This window comes from Fusibacter fontis, assembly GCF_055378735.1.
In genome coordinates this window covers 2,540,665-2,561,619 of record NZ_AP042445.1, presented here as the reverse complement: position 1 = coordinate 2,561,619, position 20,955 = coordinate 2,540,665, and the positions used below count along the sequence as shown (strand labels likewise).

Here is a 20,955-nt window from a genome sequence, read left to right as displayed (position 1 = left end):
TGCGTCATTATACGCTCACTTTATCCAGTATTAATTGTTTATATTTTTCTAATTTCACCTGTGCAGCCTGATGATCTGCATCACAAATTGAAAAATAAATTTTAAGTTTTGGCTCAGTTCCCGATGGCCTTAGAACCATCCACGAAGTTTCATCAAGATAGAATTTTATAACATCTGCTTTCGGCAAACCAGTTTCATCTTGAAGGTAGTCGATTTTTCGCATATAGTCGAGCATATCAGACGACTGTGTTCTAAATCGATTCATGATAATGCCCATGTTCGCGCCACCTTCTTTACCTTGAAAACTCTTTGAAATCGTCTCATCCACATAGTAACCATGGCGTTTAAAAATCGACATCAACACATCGTAAAGACTCAAGCCTTGCTGTCTATAATACTCAGCCATCTCAATTGCAATGAGTGTTCCCATTACGGCATCTTTGTCGCGAACATGCGGATCAAATAAATAACCATAGCTCTCTTCATATCCCATGATAAAATGTTGCGAATCCAGTTCAATTTGTTCACCGATAAATTTAAATCCAGTGAGTGTTTTTTTCAACGTCACACCGTAATGTTCTGCTTGAACTTTTGCTAAATCAGATGAAACCACTGTATTTACAACGTAGTGATCCCGCGTCAATCCCTTGCGAGCAGATAGGACGTACTCCATAAATAAAGAGCCTATTTGATTGCCGTTGAGCGCCATATATCCATGATCTGTTTTTAACATCAATCCGATGCGATCACAATCTGGATCTGTTGCGATGAGCAAATCAGCTGAGCACGATTCTGCTGTTTTAAGTGCCTCTTCAAATGCACTGACATTTTCGGGATTCGGTTGTTTGCAGGTTGGAAATTCACCATCTGGAACCATTTGATTGGTAACTTTTACAAGGCCTTTGAAGCCCATCTCATCTAATACACGCGTAACTGAGTATCCACCTGTTCCGTGAAGCGGTGTATAAACGACTTTCAGCTGCGAATGAGCAATGAGTTCAGGTCGAATTGCCACTTTTTTGACCATTTCAAAATAAGGCAAATCCACTTCTTCACTGATGACTTTAATGTGGTCATGTTCCACGGAATCGATAATTTTCACGTCTTTAAAATCTGTGATAGCCTCAACGTGTGCAACAAGTGCATCTGCTAAGTGCGGAACCAATTGACAACCTGTTTCGTCATAAACTTTATAGCCATTGTACTCCGGTGGATTATGACTCGCTGTAATCATCACCCCACCCATACAGTTCAGTTCTCTAACGGCAAATGAAAGCTCCGGAGTCGTTCTGACTTCGTTAAATACATAGGCTGTAATGTGATTTGCTGCCATAACGCGAGCTGTTTCAAAGGCGAATTCACGTGACATTCTACGAGAATCATATGCGATTACGACAGATTGATTTGCCGAGATGTGTGGCTTTCTTTCAAGCAAAAAGTTGGCAAATCCTTGAGTGGCTTTTCGAACGATATAGGCATTGATGCGGTTTCTACCGGCGCCAATAACCCCTCTCATACCAGCAGTTCCAAACTCTAAATCTCTATAAAAACGATCTTCTATTTCATCAGGTTGATTGCTTATTTGTTCTAATTCATTTCTAAAGGCGTCATCAAAATACGGATTCTCTAACCAATTTTTATAATGCTCTTGAGCGTTCATTTTACTTTCTCCCTTCTATTGGTAACGTTTTCAACTTCAACATTTTATCATAGATTATTTTGGAACGCTAGGGTTCCAAACATCATTCATCAGAATCAAATACAGATTCACTAAAAACAGTTTTTGCATTTTTTTCGGAAGAAGTAGAACACTCTTATTGGGAAGAATGGAAAATAACCGCTTCGCAATGGATTTTTCGGTTTTACACAGTTGCTCATAATTGGTTTGATAAATGGCATCCACTGTATTGACGAATTCATCGTAAGACCGCCATTTAAAACGTTCTAAGTGAATTTCAGACGCTAAGAATTCATAATATCTTAAGAAAACTTCACCGTAACTCAGATCGTCTTCAATTTTGAGCAACGAAGCAATCATAGGGACGATCTCTTCAAAAATCAGGCGTTTATTTTTTTTGGAAGTATTTAAAAAAGTGCTTAATTTTTCAACGGTTGCATCGGATATATTCAAGAATTTTTTCACGATAATGGATTCGTCCATCATATTGGTTACATAGTACTGAGTGCCAAACAATCCTTTGATGACGCGCTCCGTGTCAAAATAGCCCATTCGAATGTTGTAAGCAGCTTTTTCTGGATCGACTTCCATCGACCGCCCTAACGGTTCAGATGGACTAATCATAGTCACTTTATGCTGATGCGTCCGTTTGACACGCTTAATCCTACCAGTAGCATTGAGTCTGATGGCGATGATGTCGTCACACCCTCTGTCGATGAGCATATTAATGGGTAAATTATCATAAAACGCCCCATCAATCATGCGTTTGTCATCGAATTTTTCATCTTTAAATGCAGGTAAATTAGACGATGCAAAGATATAATCGTGCATTTTTCCCTCTGGAATGTCCGCTTTAAACAAGGTAACAGGTCTCAAATCCGTTAGGGAAAGTGCAACTAAACCAAAGTCCACATCAGATGCCCTGACCTTATCTTCGCTGACAATCGCTCTCATTTTATCTTTAAATGGCGAAATATCCACACCACCTTGTTTTAACATATCGATGATAAATGCTCGAACTTTTTTGGCATCCTCTTTAAACTCGTAGTTCAATATTTTACGTATCAATTCTGCATCCCCATTGACCACATCATTGAGCTCCGTCGAAAGCCATATTTTTTCAGCTCGATCAAGTCCTTCAGAAAGAATGAGTGCGCCATTGATCGCCCCAATAGACGTTCCTGTGATCACTTGGTAATCGATTCCCAAATCTCTCAATGCTTTTAGTGCACCAATATGATAAGAACCCTTTGCGCCACCACCTTCAAGTGCAATGCCCCTCATATGTCCTCCTCTAGTATGTCTCGTTTTATATCTAGTTGTAAGTCTTACTTAACTAAGTTTCATTTAACGTCTTCACTTTGTAAGATTGTTGCATTCTCTACTTGCAAAATGCAGCCCTATAGCATATATACCATTCTGATTTTCACTTTAATCTCGCAAAAAATAAAAAAACTATAAGCCGTTAATTCTAACAGTTATAGTTTATAGTTTTATTTTATAGTTTTAGTTTATAGTTATAATTTGAGCGCCCCAAAACGGTTTATCCTTTTATATCCACAGAAGATTGTGGTGTGACTTCTTCCGTTTCACTCGTCGCCTCTGTCTCTGCTGCACTTGTTGCTTCAACTGCATTTCCATAAGCACGCACCATATTATTGTAAATCATATCCGAAAGACCGATTCCGCCTTTTTGACTGATGGTCTTAGACATTTCTTCATCTAACATTTCTTCAAAGGTCGTACGAGCTTGACTCTTTTCAGTTAATCCACCTTCTTGAACGGTTTTTCTCATTTCTTTAAAGAGTGTATTGAGAAAATACGCTTCAAATTCTTGGCTGGCTTCTTTCAATTTTTCTAAATCTTTACTACCTGCAGCTTTTTCAAGTGTTTCTTTAAAAGCGTTTGTCTCATTGACTTCTTTTTCTTGAGAAAGTGCTGTCGAGTAAACATTACTGATCATCGAGCTATCTATTTTCATCATAGCCTCCCATTTACTAAGCTACTATCGTTTTAGGTTATTTGCAACTTCGAGCATAGAGTCGGCTGTTTGAATAGATTTTGAGTTGATCTCATAAGCTCTTTGAGCCGTAATTAAATTGATCATCTCATCTACCACTTGAACGTTACTGTTTTCGATAAATCCCTGCCATACTTCCGTTTTGTCGCCCTCTTCTATTCCTTCAAATGCGACTCCTGATGCATCTGTTTCTTTATAAAGGTTTTTTCCAATGGCTTCAAGTCCTGTTGGATTGACAAATTTATTTAAAGATAATTGTCCGATATCCTCATAATCTTGTCCACCATCTCGTTTTACTTTGATAAATCCTTGGCTATCGATGCTGAGTTCAGATACATTTTCACCTAAAATGACATTGCCATCAAGACCTTGCACATAGTATCCATCGGATGTAACAAGTTGTGCGCCTTCAGCTGTAGAAGCAATCTTAAAACTACCATCTTTTGTATATCTTACGTTTCCATTGTTATCAATAACTTTAAAAAAGTGTTCGCCATTGATTGCTAAATCCGTTTTATTCTCTGTTTGTTGTAAATTTCCTGTTGTGAAATTTCTAAGTGTTGCCGAAATCATAACCCCATGTCCAATTTCAATTGGAACTGGTTTACCTTCATCTTCTAACTTCTCTGATGTAGAGAGTTTTTCATACATGATGTCTTTGAACTCTACACGTTGCCCTTTAAAACCAATTGTGTTGACATTGGCTAAGTTGTTGGAAATTGTGTCTATTTTAAGTTGAAGATTTTTCATTCCCGATGCTGCTGACCACATTGCTTTCATTGAATACGCCTCCTAATGACCTTCTATTGGATTAAACGACTAGACTCTACCAAGTTCAGTCACACATTTTCCGATCATTTCATCTATCGTCGTGATGACTTTTTGACTGGTTTCATAATTTCGATTCATTTCAATTAAATGAATCATCTCACTAACAGCGTCCGAATTTGAACTTTCTATAAATCCTTGAGATATTTCACCTTCAAATTCCTTCTTTTCTCCCACTAGATTGGCTCTTTCTTTGTAATAACCCGTTCCAACTTTATAGACATCTGCAATATTTGAAAAAGCAGTGAGCTTCAATTTGCTGGTAATTTCACCATTTTGAATGACTTCGCCGAATTCATTGACTGTGAAATTATCTGTTTCTATGATGATTGGTCCATCTGTTCCCAATACCTTTGCGCCGTCCATTGTAACAAGCTCACTGTTTTGGTTGATGGTAAAGGAACCATTTCTCGTATAATACTCCCCTTCATCTGTTTGAACTGAAAAGAATCCCTCTCCCTTTATGGCTAAATCAAAGGGTTGATTGGTCATTTCAAGTTGACCTTGTTCAAAGTCCGTCAATACTGAATATCCTCTCACGCCAGCACTCATGGTACCGAGTGAGGTTGGAGACGTCGCCATCACCAATTGATCGGCTTTTGTGCCTCCTATAAGGACATTGCCACTTTCATCTACATCAAAGGTTTGATCTCCTACATAGATAGGGCCTTTTAAACCAAGCACCTTATTTCCTGCTAAATGATCTACGGTGCCACCAATATTTCTATAAATGGTTCTTAAATAACCATCTGTATCTTTAAAGAAAATTGCACTTTTACTATAATGAATGCCATTAGGTGTCTCAATTCGAAAATATCCTTTGTCGGTTTCAACATGCATTTCTTCACCAAGGAGTTCTTTTGTCACTGTACTCGTGCCCATTTCACTTGGAATATTACTACCGTTGATTCGACTCAACATGCGGGCATTAAACGATTCAACTTCCACTCGATCCTTCTTAAAGCCTGTGGTGTTGACGTTTGCAAGATTGTTACCAATCACGTCCATCTTATGAATATTTGTAATCATGCTCGATCCTGCAATGTATAAACCCTTAACCATAGTCATCCTCCAATAGTATTCACAAAGGATATCGTCACAAATGTCCGTTAACTTTAGGGGATTTTCGGTGGATTTTGAGGAAAGTTTGTGGCAAAATTGTGCCTATGAGGTGAAAATCATAGTAGCTACATAGCAAAAAAGCCTACGCTCTCGCGTAGACTCTTCAGCTATTTAAATCTTAAACTCAAATCCATTGCCTTAACAGTATGCGTTAATCCCCCCACGGATATAATATCCACGCCTGTTTCCGCAACTTCTCGTAATCTTGTTAAATTCATATTCCCACTGGCTTCTAGAACTGCTCGGTGTCCATTGATTTCAACTGCTTGTCGCATCATTTCGGTGCTCATATTATCGAGCATAATGATGTCGGCTCCCGCTTCAAGCGCTTCAACTAAGCCTTCAATCGATTCAACTTCTATCTCAATTTTAAGTGGATGTGGCTTATGTAGTCTCACTTTTTCGATTGCTCGTGTGATTCCGCCTGCTGCCTCAATGTGGTTGTCCTTAATCAAAATTCCATCCGACAAATTGAAACGATGATTGGTGCCGCCACCGTCTTTCACAGCGCGTTTATCTATCAGACGTAAACCGGGTGCAGTTTTTCTCGTGTCCACAATTTTACATGGTAAATCAGCAACTGCTTGTACGTACTTTCTCGTTTCAGTGGCGATGCCGCTCATTCTTTGGATAAAGTTAAGTGCCGTTCTTTCGGCTAACAGCATTGCTTTTGTTTGTCCGCTCATCGTCGCTACGATGTCACCTTTTGTTACCTCATCGCCATTTTGATAATGGCACTCTATTTGAAATGTCTCATCTAAAAGTTCAAACGTCCGAACAAAAATATCCAGTCCCGATAAAATGCCTGATTCTTTTGCTATCAGCTTTGCACTTGATTGATGCTCTTCATCAAATAACCATTCTGAAGTCATATCGTAACTTGTTCGATCTTCTTGTATTGCACGTTTGATCCATTCGTCAAATAAGTTGTTTGTTTTCATCATCATACTCCTGTAAGGTTTGCATTAACATGTGGTGAGTAACTAATAGCATATTCTGTTTTTGGATGGACTCAACTGTTAGATCACACAACTCTTTTGGATGTTTTAGTGTTTCTTCAATCAATTTTACCATCTTCCGAATGGCTGGATATTCTTTTACAATTCCCATGTTTTCATCCATCCACTGGCGAATTCTGAGAGGATTGATATCATAAAATGGCATCTTTGTATCAATAGAACCTTTTGTCTCGTCCATCAGATCCTGATTCGTCTCAAGGCGTCCTTTACCAATTGCTTCTGACACTTTTTTTGCAAATACAATGGCCTCCAATAATGAGTTGCTCGCCAATCGATTTTTACCGTGTACGCCTGTATAAGAACATTCACCCACAGCATATACATTTGGCAAATTGGTACGCCCATTTAAATCTACTGTGATTCCACCCATGGCATAATGCGCTCCTGGAGCAACGGGAATGAGGTCTGTCTCTAAATCCAGTCCTTGCTCTTGACAATAGGCATAAATAGTGGGAAATCGCTGTGACATTTTGTCGTTGCCAATATGACGGACATCTAAAAACACATACGGAATCGTCTGTTTTTCTAGCTCTTTTAAGATTGAAGCCGACACGACATCTCTCGGCGCTAACTCTTTTAATGGATGATACTTTTCCATAAAACGCTCACCAGATTGGTTCAGGAGCATGCCACCATCTCCCCTGACGGCTTCTGATATCAAGAAGCCCTTTTGAGGTCCTTTCACATTATAAAAAACAGTGGGATGAAACTGAATCCAGTTGAGATGCGATACGTGAACGCCCGATTTGATGGCCAATGCAATACCATCTCCAACAATTTTTTCACTATTACTGGTTCGCGAATAAAGTCTCCCCATGCCACCCGTTGCGATAACAACTGACTGCACATGAAATAAGCTAGGTTCACTACCACATAGAACTTTCAATCTAACCGTGTGATCCTCTGCTGACAGCAATTCGTAAACAAACGCATCGGTAAAAATATCAATATGATCTCTTTCTAAAACGCGTTCCCAAAGGGTTTCAAGAATTGCTTTTCCAGTATAGTCTCCAATCCTCAAGATTCTAGGTAAATGATGCGCACCTTCCATCCCCATGAGATAAGACCCATCTGGATTTTTATCAAACTTTACGCCAAGTGCTTCAATAGCTCTTATTTCTTCTTGTGCAAATACTGTTAGTTGCCGAACTGCATTTTCATCGTTGACAAAATGACCGCAAGACATCGTATCATTAAAATGACTTTCCGGAGTATCATTAGGTCCTATTGGTGCAGCGACACCTCCCTGAGCGAGATAACTGTTGGTATCTTTGATGGTTCCATTCGATAAAATCGCTATGCGTAATGACGGATCCATGCTCAAAGCGCAGTAAACACCGGCTAATCCCGCACCAATAATTACGACATCGTATTGATTTGTACTCATCGTCTTACGACCTTTCAATCATTTTGAATATGGCATTTTTTGCTTTCTGAGCAATTGTTTCGTCTAAAATAATCTCGTTGCTATCTTCAGATAACACGCGATACACGTCTTCTAGCGTTGTTTTTTTCATATTTGGACAAATCATGTGGTCATTTAATGGAATAAACTCTTTTTCAGGCAACATCACCCTCAAAGATTCCACAACGCCCATCTCAGTGCCAATGATGATTTGTTTTGCGTCCGTGCGCTTACTCATCTCAATAATCTGTGCGGTACTTCCAATGTCATCCGACACTTCTAAAACTTCAGGTTTACACTCTGGATGGCTAAATAAAACTGCCTCTGGATACTCAGCGCGTCTTTTTTCAGCCATTTCTCGTGTAATGATGTGATGCGTTGGACAAAATCCACGCCAGATATGAATGGTCTTCTCAGGACACAAATTTTGTGTATACTTTGCTAAATTTTGATCCGGAACAAAAATAATCTCATCAGATTTCATCGACCGAATAATTTTTGCAGCATTTGAAGATGTACAGCAAATATCACTCACTGCCTTTACGTCTGCAGATGAGTTAACATAAGTCACCACTTGTGCCTGTGGGTATTTATTTTTAAGTTCGAGTACATCGTCGCTCGTCACCATATCTGCCATTGGACAACCAGCTCCCAAATTAGGAAGGAGGACTTTTTTATTCGGCGCTAAAATTTTAGCGGTCTCAGCCATGAATTTCACACCACATAAGACGATTCTATCACACTCTAGATTTGCTGCTATTTTAGAAAGTTCAAGAGAATCCCCGACAAAGTCAGCCACTTCTTTCACTTCCATACTTTGATAATGATGTGCCAATATGATGGCTTTTTTTTCTTTTTTTATCTCTAAAATTTGTTGTTTTAACATAATCACCTCTCGGGCTAGCCCTTTTTGTATATACAGCTGTCTTGTCAACTAATCAAACTAAATATATCACACTCATCTTAAAACATCAACCTACAAAAATGAACGCTTTCACCGAGTCAAATGGTTTAAAAATTAACAAATACACGCACTCTCGACTTTCACTACAGGGCAAAAATAAAAGCTACGAATTCTTAACGAATCAGTAGCTTTTGTTACAATAAGAAAATTTTTACACGTATTTCTTACGAGCGGATGTCATCATGTTTTTTTCAAGGATATCGAGGTGCTCGAGACTCATTCCCGTTCCTTTAGCAACGCAGCTTACCGCATCATCTGCAATATAGGTCGGAATCCCAGTTCTCTTTTCTAATAATTTATTGAGACCATATAAAAGAGATCCTCCACCTGTCATGACAATGCCTCTTGAACTAATATCAGATGCTAACTCTGGAGGCGTTTTCTCAAGTACAAAATGGACTGCATCTGCAACTGCATTGACAACTTCTTGTAGGGCTTCTTGCATTTCTTCACTAGAGATTGAGATGTTTTTTGGTAAACCCGTAATTAAATCTCTTCCTCGACAGTCCATTTTGATGGCTTTAGTTCTTGGATATGCCGTTCCAATATTTATTTTAAGCTCCTCAGCGGTTCTCTCACCAATCAGGAGATTATGTTTCTTTCTCATATACTTAATAATCGCTTCATCAAATTTATCGCCAGCGACTTTTATAGATGTACTCACAACAATTCCACCAAGAGAAATAACTGCGATATCTGAAGTCCCTCCACCAATATCAATAACCATGTTTCCATCCGGTTTTGAAATATCAAGACCTGCTCCAATAGCTGCAGCAATAGGCTCTTCAATTAAATAAGTTTTGCCTCCGCCCGCTTCCATCGTTGCGTCTAGAACCGCTCTCTTTTCAACTTCAGTAACACCACTTGGCACGCAAATGATAATTTTCGGTTTAAAAAGTCTTCTTTTACCACATGTTTTGTTAATAAAGTATCTCAACATTCTCTCAGTTACGTCGTAATCTGAAATTACACCATCTTTTAATGGTCTGATTGCAATAATATTGCCCGGAGTTCTACCTAACATTTTTCTTGCTTCATTTCCCACTGCAAGTACGCGATCGGTATTGTTATCGATGGCAACTACCGAAGGTTCTCTTAAGACAATGCCTTTTCCTTTTATATAAACCAATACGCTCGCCGTACCTAAATCTATTCCAATCTCAGAACCTACACCAAACATTCTATTCCACCTTCCATAAAGTATTATGATCTATACAGTTTAATGCGTCGATTAATCAATACGTTTAATTTTAGCGCCTAATGACATGAGATCTTTTTCAATTTGAGGATAGCCTCTATCGATATGGAAAATTTCATCCACTTCTGTTATGCCTTCAGCAATCAAACCTGAAAGAACCAGTGCAGCACCTGCACGTAAATCCGTCGCTTTTACTTGTGCGCCTTGTAGTTGCTGAACGCCTTGAATAACAGCACTATGTCCTTCGATTTTAATGTTTGCACCCATGCGGTTGATCTCTGCAACATGTCTGAATCTATTTTCAAAAACGGTTTCAGTAATGACACTCGTTCCTTCTGACACAGCCAATAACGCCATAAACTGAGCCTGTGCATCTGTTGGAAAACCAGGATAAGGAAGCGTTGTTAAGTCAACGGCTTTGAGTGGTCCATTGGTATATACGCGAATACAATCGTCATCATCTTCTACAATCGCGCCCATTTCTCTGAGTTTTGCAGTGACAGGTTTTACGTGACTAGAAACGACATTTTCTATCGTAATATCACCTTTTGTCATTGCTGCTGCCACCATAAATGTTGCAGCAATAATACGATCTGGGATGGTTTGATGACGTGTACCATTTAATTTAGCAACACCTGAAATTCTAATGGTGTCCGTTCCAGCCCCTTTTATATTTGCCCCCATTTCATTGAGGAAGTTTGCCAAGTCAATTATTTCAGGTTCTTTTGCTGCATTTTGTAAAACAGTCGTTCCCTTCGCCATTGTTGCTGCCATCATAATATTTTCTGTTGCACCAACGCTTGGGAAGTCTAAGTATATTTCATTTCCAATTAATCCATTCTCAGCTTTTGCCTCAATGTATCCATGACCCAAAGTCACTTCAGCGCCTAAAGCTTGAAAACCTTTTAAGTGTAAATCAATAGGTCTTGCGCCTATTGCACAACCACCTGGCATGGATACTTTTGCGATTCCTTTTTTCGCCAATAGCGGTCCCATCACTAGGAATGAAGCTCTCATCTTTTGAATGAGATCATAAGGTGCTTCACATTTAAGTTCTTTTGCAGGTTGAATCTCGATGACTTCTTTTGCACGGTCATAATCAATAGTCAATCCAAGTGATTCTAGTAAAGTTGCCATTACTTCTACATCAATTAATTCTGGGACACTTTCAATAATACATGTTTCATCCGCTAATATCGAAGCTGCCATAAGTTTCAAAACTGAATTTTTTGCACCTTTTATTCTAACAGACCCCATGAGTGGTCCACTTTTTTCAACGAGTAACTTAGCCAATATGATCCTCCATTCCAAACAAACAAATTGCTCTATATAAAAGTATTTTCATAATTCCAAAGATATTTTAGTAAACTAGTTTAAACAGTTTTATAGTCATTTAATATTATATAGAAAAATGCAAGTACTATCTATACCTTTTTCACTTTTTTTGAAATAATTTTGTAATTTGACAACCGTTTTGTAAAAAAAAGTGTTTAAACATGTCAATTTGTCCTTTTTTGTAAATTTTGCACAAAAAAAAGCCCGTACACAAAACATTCTGTCTAATCAGAACCGATTATTTTGTGTACGAACTTATTCATTTGATCTTTATTTATGAGCTTTATTTATGAGTTTCACTTAACTTAATTCTATTGATCGCACGTTCAAGTGCAATTTTGGCACGAAGGATATCCACGCCTTTTTCTGCACCAGCAGTCATACGCTCTTCAGCGCGTTTTCTTGCTTCTAAAGCGCGTTCAACATCAATATCTTCAACCCATTCAGCAGAATCTACGACCAAAGTCACTTGCTCTTCTGTTACAGTAATAAATCCCGAAGTTACTGCAGCCCATCTAAATGATTGATCATCTTGTTTGACTCTTAAGCTACCAATTTTGAGTGGTGCAACCAGAGGTTCATGGTCATATAAAATTCCAATGTCGCCTTCTGTTGTACGTGCGATAATCATTTCAGTTTCGCCACTAAAAAAGTATTTATCAGGTGTCACAACATCCAGCTTGAATTTATTGCCCATCGTGTCACCTCCTATTGTGCTTTACTTTTCTTATACTTTTCAACTACATCGTCGATGTTACCGCAATATAAGAAGAATTGTTCAGGAATTTCATCATGAAGTCCATCCAATATCTCACGGAAGCTTCTAACCGTTTCTTTAATCGGTACATAAGCACCTTTGAAACCGGTAAATTGCTCTGCAACATTAAATGGTTGTGATAAAAATCTCTGAATTTTACGCGCTCTACTAACGACAAGTTTATCTGCATCGGATAATTCATCCATACCGAGAATCGCGATAATATCTTGAAGTTCGTTATAACGTTGTAAAATCTCTTGAACGCCACGTGCTACTGTATAATGCTCCTGACCAACTACGTCTGGAGTTAAGATTCTCGACGTAGAATCCAGTGGATCAACTGCTGGATATAAGCCTAACTCAGAAATTTTTCTGGATAAAACAGTTGTTGCATCAAGATGCGAGAATGTTGTTGCAGGTGCTGGGTCTGTTAAGTCATCCGCAGGTACATATACCGCTTGAACTGACGTAATGGATCCTTTTGTAGTCGATGTGATTCTCTCTTGGAGCGCTCCCATGTCCGTTGCAAGTGTCGGTTGGTAACCAACGGCACTCGGCATACGGCCAAGGAGGGCAGATACTTCTGAACCTGCTTGAGTAAATCTGAAGATATTATCAATGAACAAAAGAACGTCCTTGCCCTCTTGATCTCTAAAATATTCAGCCATTGTAAGTCCTGTTAATGCAACACGCATTCTTGCTCCAGGTGGCTCATTCATTTGACCAAATACAAGTGTCGTCTTATCGATAACACCAGAATCTTTCATTTCATGATATAGGTCATTACCTTCTCTTGTTCTTTCACCAACACCTGCAAATACAGATAAACCACCGTGATTTGTCGCGATATTGTTGATTAACTCTTGGATAATAACGGTTTTACCAACACCAGCGCCACCGAAAAGACCGATCTTTCCACCTTTTGAATAAGGTGCAATTAAGTCGATGACTTTGATACCTGTTTCAAGCATCTCAGATGAGGTTCCTTGCTCTGCAAATACTGGCGCTTCTCTATGAATTGGCCAGTGTTCTGTAACTGATTTATCAATTTTTTCGCCTTCATCGATTGTTTCGCCTAGAACGTTAATAAGTCTTCCTAGAGTTGGTTTTCCAACTGGAACAGATATAGGCGAGCCTGTTGATACTGCATCAATTCCTCTGATTAATCCATCTGTCGAGCTCATAGAAACGGCTCTCACGGTATTGCCTCCGATATGTTGCATCACTTCTGCAACGACGTGGATATCTTTATAATCAATTTTAACAGCATCATAAATATTAGGAAGCTGATCCGCTTCAAATCTAATATCGAGTACAGGTCCTATGATTTGCACGATTTTACCAATCGCTTGATCCATACTCTTCCACTTCCTTTCAATTATTATTTGAGTGCTTCTGCACCACCAACGATTTCTGATAATTCTTGTGTGATTGCCGCTTGTCGAGCTTGGTTAAACGACAAGGTCAAGTCGTCAATTATTTCTTCAGCATTATCCGATGCATTTTCCATCGCAATTCGTCTTGCCGCTTGCTCTGAAGCAGAAGACTCAATTAATCCGCCATATATTGTACTTTCAACATACTTAGGAATCACGTATTTCAAAACTTCTTCTGGAGAAGGTTCATAATTTACAAACTCCGAAGGTTCATCATTTTGCGATGTTTCAGGACGCTCTATCGGAAGCAACATCAAATCGGTTGCCACCTGAGAAATCGTACTTGCAAACCGCGTGTAAACAAAGTGAATGGCATCTATTTCGCCTTTTAAATACATACCAAGAGCTGCTTTTGCAATTAAACTTGCATGCGTATACTCTGGTTTTTCAGAGATATACAAAAAGCTGTCTACGATATTGTAACCCATTTGATTCAAGACGTCGTTTGCCCTTTTACCAACGACGATAAATTTCGCCGCTTCTTTTGACTTAACTGATTCGAGTGCTTTTTTGATGGCGTTGATGTTATAGCCTCCGCAAAGCCCTCTGTCAGATGTCACCACAATGTATAAAGGTTTTTTTACATCGCCATTTGAGATATACTTGCTCTTAATACTTTTATCAGAGCTCAGAATCTCTTTAACAGCTTCTTGAATCGTGTCAAAATATGGTTTCGCAATGTCCATTCTATCTCTAGCACGCTTTAACTTTGCAGTAGATACGAGTTCAAAAGCTTTCGTGATTTGCATGGTACTATTAACGCTGCGAATTTTTCGCTTGATATCACGAGTACTACTTGCCATGTTAATCCCTCCTATAAGGAAGCTTATTCTGCTACAAAGCTTGCTTTAAATTCAACGATTGCTTTTTTAAGCATCTCTTCAATTTCAGATGACATGTCACCTGTTTCCTTGATCGATTTGCCAATTTCAGGATAACTTTGATTTAAAAACTCCAGTAATCCCGCTTCAAATTTCGTGATATGCTTAGGCTCAATATCTGACATATAGCGATTTACAATCGCGTAGATCGTCATAACTTGATTTTCAACGGCAATCGGTTTGTACTGAGGTTGTTTTAAAACCATCATGAGTCTTTCACCGTGTGCCAGTGTAGCTTTAGTCTCTTTATCAAGTTCAGATCCAAACTGAGCAAATGCAGCAAGTTCTCTATATTGAGCTAATTCGAGCTTGATTTTTGACGCAACCTTTTTCATTGCTTTAATCTGTGCAGAACCGCCAACACGCGAAACAGAAATACCTGCATTAACAGCAGGTCGCTGACCAGCAAAAAAGAGTTCTGATTCCAGATAAATTTGTCCATCCGTGATGGAAATAACATTCGTTGGAATGTATGCAGATACGTCGCCTGCTTGTGTCTCAATAATTGGAAGTGCAGTAATTGAACCACCACCCAATTTATCACTTAACTTCGCAGCACGTTCTAATAATCTACTATGAAGGTAGAATACATCTCCAGGGTAAGCTTCACGTCCTGGTGGTCTCCTTAAAAGCAAGGACATTGCACGGTAGGCAACAGCGTGTTTGGACAGGTCATCATATACAATCAAAACGTGTTTTCCTGCATACATCAATTCTTCTGCCATTGCAACACCTGCATAAGGTGCAATATATTGAAGTGGTGCTGGATCTGCAGCCGTTGCCGAAACAACACATGTATAGTCCATTGCACCGTGATCTTCTAGTTGCTTAACAATTTGAGCAACTGTTGAATTTTTTTGTCCAATTGCGACATAAATACAGTAAACATCTGTATCCTTTTGATTGATAATCGTATCAATCGCAATGGCAGTTTTTCCTGTTTGTCTATCGCCAATGATAAGTTCACGTTGACCTCTTCCGATCGGAATCATCGAGTCAATCGCTTTAATACCTGTTTGTAAAGGTTGGTGTACTGATTTTCTATCAATAACGCCTGATGCTTTTGCTTCTATTGGGCGGAATTTATTTGTAGCAATCGGACCTTTTCCATCGAGAGGTTGACCTAATGAGTTGACAACTCGACCGAATAATTCTTCTCCTACAGGAACTTCAACGATACGTTCTGTTCTTTTTACTAAATCGCCTTCTTTAATTTTTTCATCAGATCCAAATAAAACAACACCAGCACTATCTTCTTCTAAGTTGAGTACCATTCCATATACTTCATTAGGAAACTCAAGTAACTCCCCTGCCATACAATTTTGTAAGCCATGGACTCTTGCGATACCATCACCAACTTGAAGAACCGTTCCAGTGTCCTCTACTTGAAGCTTAGACTCATACTTTTTAATCTGTGATTTAATCACAGAGCTTATTTCTTCTGGTCTTAGATTCATGCCGAACACGCTCCTATTTAAATGATTATTTGAGTTAAACTTTCAAGCATCCCTTCAAGTTTAAACTTAACCGACCCATCGATGAGTTTATCGCCCACCCTTACAACTAAACCGCCTAAAATTGCCGGATTAATCACCGACTGAATTTCAACGCTTTTTCCAGTTAGATGAGTCAATCGTTCTTTTAACTTCACAAGTTGCTCTTCCGTTAATGGAACTACTGATTCCACCGTCGCTTTGACTATATTATGATAATCATCTACTCTTTCATCAAAGTCTGCTTTTATCTCTAATAAGTCTGCTCCTCTTTTCTTATCTATAATGATCATTAAGAAGTTGAGCAAAGATGGCGAAATATGATCTTTAAAGGTTTCTTGTAAAATCATTTTTTTCTCATCTATACTAATTTTGGGGGTTTTGATAATTTCAAAAAACTCTGGATACTCAATACATTGGTTCATCACCCATGTAAACTCACTTTGAATATCCTTTAAGCGACCTTCCTCATGAGCAACGTCAAACAATGCCTCAGAATAAGTTCTACTTACTAATTTTGCCATTGAGTCTCACCCACCTCACCAATGAACTTATTGATAAGTTCCTTGTGGTCTGCCTCATTTAAATCTTTTTCAACCACTTTCGAAGCAGCCAGAATTGTAAGCTCTGATATTTGACCTTTTAGTTCATTCACTGCTTTTACTCTTTCTCTTTCAAGTTCTCTATGTGCATGCGATTTCATTGTTTCCACTTCAGATTCTGCTGTTTTAACAATTTCAAACGCTCTATTTTCAGCACGTTGAGTATACTTTTTAACAATTTCTTTACCCTCATCATCTGCAAGTGCAAGACGACCTTCGTAAGCTTCTTTTAACTTTTGAGCTTCCACATCCAGTTGTTTTGCATGCTCCATTTGATTTTTAATTTCTTCTTCTCTCTTTTTCATAAAATTGGTCACAGGACCAAATAAGAATTTTTTGAGAATTAAGAAGAGGATAAACGTGTTCACTAATTGAAAGAGAAAGGTCCAGTCAGGATGAACTAGTCCAAGCCTTAAGCTCGCGGTAACTATCTCAACACTCATGTTAACCTCCTGTTTTCTTTGACACTATTTATAATCTTCTATGCGATTAGAGCATACCTACTAATGGATTTGCAAATAATAAGATAAGTGCGATAACCAAACCGTAGATACCAGTTGTTTCAGCAACAGCTGCGCCTAATAACATCGTTCTTACGATATCGCCTTGTACTTCAGGTTGTCTTCCAACTGCCTCAGCACCTTTACCAGCAGCATATCCTTGTCCGATTCCAGGTCCGATACCTGCGATCATTGCTAAGCCTGCACCAATTGCAGAACAAGCTAATACTAAAGCTTTTCCAGTGATTAATGTTTCCATAATATTGATCCTCCTTAATAGTTCATGTGTACTTTATATTTTAATCAATCATTATAACCCTAAAAGTGGGTTAGCAAATAATAAAACAAGAGCAATAACAAGTGCATAAATACCTGTTGTTTGAGCAACCGCTTGACCTACTAACATAGTCTTAATAATTTGCGATTGCATTTTTGGCCTTTTTCCTGTAGCTTCTGTTCCTTTACCGGCTGCATAGCCTTGTCCAATACCAGGTCCAACTCCTGCAATCATCGCAAGTCCAGCTCCAATAGCTGATGCTGCAATAATAAGAGCATTTCCATCTAAATTGACAAGTGGATTACCAAATAACATAATGAGTGCTACAACCAGCGCTAAAATTCCTGAAGTTTCAGCAACTGCAGCTCCTAGTAGCATAACCATTGTAGTTTCTCTGATTGCTTTTGGATTTCTCGATACAGCTTCTGCACCTTTTCCAGCAGCATATCCTTGTCCTACACCAGGGCCGATACCTGCTATCATGGCAAATCCAGCACCTATTGCGGATGCGCCAAGAACAATCGCTTTCGGATCAAAACTCATTAGCCAATTTAAAAAATCAATAATAAAATTGCTTCCTTCCATGAGATTTCTCCTTTTAATCTACTCCATAGCGCCTGATATAAATACCATGCTCAACATGGAAAAAATAAACGATTGCAATAAACCTGCAAATAAATCGAAATAAATATGCAGAACGGCTGGAATACCAGCTTGCAAAAGTGGTACGGTTAATCCAAATAACATATTGGTAAAGCCACCTAAAGCACTGTACAGAAGCGTCATAATGATGACACCCGCTGTAATATTACCAAACAAACGAAAAGCAAGTGAAACTGGGTTTGCTAATTCGCCGATGATATTAAGCGGCAACAACAGTGGCATTGGTTGTAAAAAGCCTTTGGAATAATTGAGTAATCCTTTACTCTTAAGACCAAAAAACTGAGTCAGCACAAATGTCGTAATTGATAAACATAAGGTTGTATTCAAGTCTGCTGTTGGTGGTCTCAAACCAAAGAGACCAATAATATTGGAAATACCAATAAATAAAAGCAAAGTTCCAACAAAAGGAGCAAATGCAGCATTATGTTCGCCCATTGTCTGCTTCGTCAAGTTGTTGATTGTCTTTACAAGCGCTTCTACAATTACTTGCAATCCCTTGGCTTCTTTCTTCATATTTCGAGTTGCAACAATCGAAAATATGAAAATCATCGCTAAAATTAACCAGGTTACTGTAACTGTTTCTGTTACCGGGATATCCCCTAGTCCGGGTACATCGTGAATTGTAAACGCAATGCGTGGTCCAAAACCTTCACTGCCCACTAGATTCATCCTCCTTTCTCTTAAAAATGTTTCTAAAGTAATTCTTATCCCCTATCATATTGGTGACCATAATGATAAGTTTAATGCTTACTAGACCTAAAATGGTGCCAATTACATTTATATAAGGTGCAACAATCGATACATAAAGTACCACTGCTGTCACGATATACCTAAAAAAGTATTTTGCCGTCGTATAGGTTTGTGCCTTACTTGGTGGCATGTACACTGCCTGTTTCAGTGTATTTGCAAGTTCAAAAAAATTTAAAACGCCAATAAGCGATCCGAAAATCAAACCGAGTATCATTGGCATAGGTTCCTTTAATGTCAACAAACTGACAATTACGCATACTGCTATGACTATTGCCAATTTTATCAAAACTGATTTTTGTAATTTTCGTATAGACTCCATAATCCACCTTATTATCATTATCCATTTTAAGTATTTTTACTCATAAATCGCGGACATTCAATCCGTTCATATTTAGAAAGATCCACACACTTTGTCTCATTATATATATTCCTCACTTTTGGTTTGAGTAAAAATGATTAATGGTCTTGATGGTTTTGATGTTCTTTTTCTCTCTGAACTTTTTCTCTCTGAACTTTTTTTTCAAACTCATCCACATAGGAAGAAGCGGACTGTTCATTTTTGTAGTCTTTTGATCGATTGATGGACAACGCGTATAAATTTCTAAAAGCACTCCCTACACCGAGTAATACAAAAATAATAAGGAATATGCCGCTGGTTTTAAAAAATCGATCTAGGAAAGCACCAATCAAAACGCACCCTAATATAGGGACCAACATCATGATCCCCACATGTGAAACTAAGGCTAAGTTTTGAAATATGCTTTTGTTCGATTTATTCCAGGCTGACATATTCCCACCTCATTTAGTTATATAAGATAGTACTCTTCATTATAGCACAATGTAATTCCATCATTAAAGAGAATATGAAATATTCTAATGCTATATTTGTTTTTTCCATAACTTGATGGCTTCTACAATGCGTTGACACGCTTTACCATCACCATATGGATTTGCTGCAGCTGCCATCTTGCGATAAACAGCTTCATCTCGAATGAGTTCATTTGTTTTTTGATAAATATCTTCAAATTCCACACCGGCGATTACAACTGTTCCCGCTTCAACCGCTTCAGGTCGTTCAGTTTCAGTTCTGAGCACCACAACTGGTTTCCCAAGTGCAGGCGCTTCTTCTTGAATGCCGCCAGAATCCGTCATAATGAGATAACACTTGTTTTGTAAATTAGCAAACGACACATATTCCATAGGCTCTGTCAAATGTATTCTTGGATGGTTAGACAAATGTCTATAAGCAACTTCTCTTACAGTTGGATTCATATGAACCGGAAAAACAAGTTCGACATCCTCATTGTCCTCGACAATTTTTCGCATTGCACCAAAGATATTCTCCATTGGTTGTCCTTGGTTTTCACGTCTATGCGCCGTCACTGCAATGACCTTTTTGTGTTCAAAGTCAATTTGATTTAACGTTTCATCTTCAAATCGATACCCATCATCAATTACAGATATAAGTGCATCAATTACCGTATTTCCCGTTTTAACTATTGATTTGGGATTAATACCCTCTTTTATTAAATTTATAACATTTCCTTCAGTAGCGGCAAAGTGTAAATTTGCCAATCTCGAAGTCAAAATGCGATTCATTTCCTCTGGAAATGGACTGTACATATTTCCGCTTCTCAGACCAGCTTCCACGTGACCTACCGGAATTTGTTGATAAAACGCTGCAAGACCGCCTGTAAAGGTCGTAGATGTATCTCCGTGAACCAATACAATATCTGGCTTGACCTCTTTTAAAACGTCTTCAATTCCAAGGAGTGCTCGACTTGTAATCTCACTGAGTGTTTGCCCCGATTTCATAATATTCAAATCATAGTCAGGGGTAATTTGAAATACCTCTAGAACTTGGTCTAACATCTGTCTATGTTGTGCCGTCACACATACGATGGATTCAATGGCTTCATCTTTTTCTAATGCTTTTACGAGCGGCGCCATCTTGATTGCCTCTGGTCTCGTCCCGAACAGCGTCATAACCTTGATCATCTCTACAACCTCCTAATTAATTCTTAAAA

22 protein-coding genes are annotated in these 20,955 nt (G+C 38.6%); all 22 read right to left on the bottom strand.

Going from position 1 to position 20,955, the window contains the following annotated elements; all coding sequences use genetic code 11:
* Positions 1-7: 7 nt before the first annotated feature.
* Positions 8-1,660 (bottom strand): phospho-sugar mutase, encoded by a 1,653-nt coding sequence (locus tag ACZ41W_RS11460; RefSeq protein WP_464312117.1) that lies wholly within the window; start codon positions 1,658-1,660, stop codon positions 8-10.
* Between the two features lie 54 nt (positions 1,661-1,714).
* The gene (locus ACZ41W_RS11455; protein WP_464312116.1) at positions 1,715-2,962 is read right to left on the bottom strand and encodes a patatin-like phospholipase family protein; all 1,248 of its coding nucleotides are present in this window, start codon (positions 2,960-2,962) and stop codon (positions 1,715-1,717) included.
* A gap of 259 nt (positions 2,963-3,221) precedes the next feature.
* A complete protein-coding gene (locus ACZ41W_RS11450) occupies positions 3,222-3,659 on the bottom strand; it encodes a rod-binding protein (RefSeq protein WP_464312115.1) in 438 nt (145 codons plus the stop codon).
* A 24-nt stretch (positions 3,660-3,683) separates the two neighbouring features.
* Positions 3,684-4,478: a flagellar basal-body rod protein FlgG gene (flgG, locus tag ACZ41W_RS11445; protein WP_464312114.1), complete on the bottom strand. Its 795-nt coding sequence runs from the start codon at positions 4,476-4,478 to the stop codon at positions 3,684-3,686.
* 39 nt (positions 4,479-4,517) lie between these two features.
* A complete protein-coding gene (locus tag ACZ41W_RS11440) occupies positions 4,518-5,588 on the bottom strand; it encodes a flagellar hook-basal body protein (RefSeq protein WP_464312113.1) in 1,071 nt (356 codons plus the stop codon).
* A gap of 167 nt (positions 5,589-5,755) precedes the next feature.
* A complete protein-coding gene (gene nadC / locus ACZ41W_RS11435) occupies positions 5,756-6,589 on the bottom strand; it encodes a carboxylating nicotinate-nucleotide diphosphorylase (RefSeq protein ID WP_464312112.1) in 834 nt (277 codons plus the stop codon).
* Positions 6,567-8,054: an L-aspartate oxidase gene (gene nadB / locus ACZ41W_RS11430; protein ID WP_464312111.1), complete on the bottom strand. Its 1,488-nt coding sequence runs from the start codon at positions 8,052-8,054 to the stop codon at positions 6,567-6,569. Before nadB ends, nadC begins: the two co-directional genes overlap by 23 nt.
* A gap of 4 nt (positions 8,055-8,058) precedes the next feature.
* Positions 8,059-8,958: a quinolinate synthase NadA gene (gene nadA, locus ACZ41W_RS11425; RefSeq protein ID WP_464312110.1), complete on the bottom strand. Its 900-nt coding sequence runs from the start codon at positions 8,956-8,958 to the stop codon at positions 8,059-8,061.
* A 229-nt stretch (positions 8,959-9,187) separates the two neighbouring features.
* Positions 9,188-10,216 carry a rod shape-determining protein MreB gene (gene mreB / locus ACZ41W_RS11420; protein WP_464312109.1) on the bottom strand — a complete coding sequence of 343 codons (1,029 nt, stop codon included), beginning with the start codon at positions 10,214-10,216 and terminating at the stop codon, positions 9,188-9,190.
* A gap of 51 nt (positions 10,217-10,267) precedes the next feature.
* Positions 10,268-11,527 (bottom strand): UDP-N-acetylglucosamine 1-carboxyvinyltransferase, encoded by a 1,260-nt coding sequence (gene murA / locus ACZ41W_RS11415; RefSeq protein WP_464312108.1) that lies wholly within the window; start codon positions 11,525-11,527, stop codon positions 10,268-10,270.
* Positions 11,528-11,852: 325 nt separating this feature from the next.
* Complete coding sequence (locus tag ACZ41W_RS11410) at positions 11,853-12,266, bottom strand: F0F1 ATP synthase subunit epsilon (RefSeq protein WP_464312107.1); 414 nt, start codon at positions 12,264-12,266, stop codon at positions 11,853-11,855.
* Positions 12,267-12,277: 11 nt separating this feature from the next.
* Positions 12,278-13,684, bottom strand: coding sequence for a F0F1 ATP synthase subunit beta (gene atpD / locus ACZ41W_RS11405; protein ID WP_464312106.1), 1,407 nt, complete (start codon positions 13,682-13,684; stop codon positions 12,278-12,280).
* 23 nt (positions 13,685-13,707) lie between these two features.
* Positions 13,708-14,565, bottom strand: coding sequence for an ATP synthase F1 subunit gamma (gene atpG / locus ACZ41W_RS11400; protein ID WP_464312105.1), 858 nt, complete (start codon positions 14,563-14,565; stop codon positions 13,708-13,710).
* Between the two features lie 23 nt (positions 14,566-14,588).
* Positions 14,589-16,100 carry a F0F1 ATP synthase subunit alpha gene (gene atpA, locus ACZ41W_RS11395; protein WP_464312104.1) on the bottom strand — a complete coding sequence of 504 codons (1,512 nt, stop codon included), beginning with the start codon at positions 16,098-16,100 and terminating at the stop codon, positions 14,589-14,591.
* A gap of 17 nt (positions 16,101-16,117) precedes the next feature.
* A complete protein-coding gene (locus ACZ41W_RS11390) occupies positions 16,118-16,660 on the bottom strand; it encodes a F0F1 ATP synthase subunit delta (RefSeq protein ID WP_464312103.1) in 543 nt (180 codons plus the stop codon).
* A complete protein-coding gene (gene atpF, locus ACZ41W_RS11385) occupies positions 16,648-17,181 on the bottom strand; it encodes a F0F1 ATP synthase subunit B (protein ID WP_464312102.1) in 534 nt (177 codons plus the stop codon). The genes ACZ41W_RS11390 and atpF overlap by 13 nt, the downstream gene beginning before the upstream one ends.
* 46 nt (positions 17,182-17,227) lie before the next feature.
* Entirely contained in the window at positions 17,228-17,497 is a 270-nt protein-coding gene (atpE, locus tag ACZ41W_RS11380; protein ID WP_464312101.1) for an ATP synthase F0 subunit C, read from the bottom strand.
* A gap of 51 nt (positions 17,498-17,548) precedes the next feature.
* On the bottom strand, positions 17,549-18,100 hold the full coding sequence (gene atpE, locus ACZ41W_RS11375) for an ATP synthase F0 subunit C (RefSeq protein WP_464312100.1): 552 nt from the start codon (positions 18,098-18,100) through the stop codon (positions 17,549-17,551).
* 18 nt (positions 18,101-18,118) lie between these two features.
* Positions 18,119-18,847, bottom strand: a complete 729-nt coding sequence (atpB, locus tag ACZ41W_RS11370) for a F0F1 ATP synthase subunit A (RefSeq protein ID WP_464312099.1) — start codon at positions 18,845-18,847, stop codon at positions 18,119-18,121.
* Positions 18,828-19,247, bottom strand: coding sequence for an ATP synthase subunit I (locus ACZ41W_RS11365; protein WP_464312098.1), 420 nt, complete (start codon positions 19,245-19,247; stop codon positions 18,828-18,830). Before ACZ41W_RS11365 ends, atpB begins: the two co-directional genes overlap by 20 nt.
* Before the next feature lie 137 nt (positions 19,248-19,384).
* Positions 19,385-19,717, bottom strand: coding sequence for an AtpZ/AtpI family protein (locus tag ACZ41W_RS11360; RefSeq protein ID WP_464312097.1), 333 nt, complete (start codon positions 19,715-19,717; stop codon positions 19,385-19,387).
* A 90-nt stretch (positions 19,718-19,807) separates the two neighbouring features.
* Complete coding sequence (gene wecB, locus ACZ41W_RS11355) at positions 19,808-20,926, bottom strand: non-hydrolyzing UDP-N-acetylglucosamine 2-epimerase (RefSeq protein WP_464312096.1); 1,119 nt, start codon at positions 20,924-20,926, stop codon at positions 19,808-19,810.
* Positions 20,927-20,955 lie beyond the last annotated feature (29 nt).